The sequence below is a fragment of the Paraburkholderia ginsengiterrae genome (assembly GCF_001645125.1).
Classification (GTDB): Bacteria; Pseudomonadota; Gammaproteobacteria; order Burkholderiales; family Burkholderiaceae; genus Paraburkholderia; species Paraburkholderia ginsengiterrae.
Window position 1 is genome coordinate 1 of record NZ_LXKA01000111.1, and the last position, 512, is coordinate 512.

Below are 512 nucleotides of genomic sequence, written 5' to 3' on the forward strand. Positions count from 1 at the left end.
GATTAGGTTGGGGATACCAGCGAGCGTTAGAGCAGGAGTAGTGTCATGGCGGGTAAGGGTAGTGGAGCGTGGGCCACGCCCAGCACTTCAGGCGAGAGGGCCAGAAGCTCCGATGCCCCGCGCAGGGTGAGAGGCGGATGCAACGTCTGGTCGACGAGACCGTGAGGCACGGGATCGATGTACAGTTGCCGCCAAACGGGCGGCACGATCTGGCGCGTCGGCAGCGGCGTGTGGGCGGCGGCCGCCGATGGGGGCGCGACCCGGACGGGGGTGCAGCAGAGCGCCCGCTCCGGACTGCTGGCAGAGCACGGTGGGAGCGACAGTGAGCATCTCGACGGCGAGGGGGGGGACGTACATCTGATCCGGCGGTACGGCGGGATGGAGCTCGTACAGCGGGTTAGTCTGGACGAGTCGATCGTCGGCAGCGTCAGTGGGGGACCGACCTTGCGGGCCAAAGATCTGGGCGGGGTGGAGGAGTTCATGCAGACCGCGTCGCGCCTCGGGGTGCGCAA

The 512-nt window shown here is 68.0% G+C and carries 1 protein-coding gene; it reads left to right on the forward strand.

The genetic code is table 11. The features are described 5' to 3' along the window. Positions 1-177 precede the first annotated feature (177 nt). Positions 178-512 (forward strand): hypothetical protein (locus A6V37_RS41715; protein WP_425262272.1); only part of this gene is annotated, 335 nt, incomplete at its 3' end.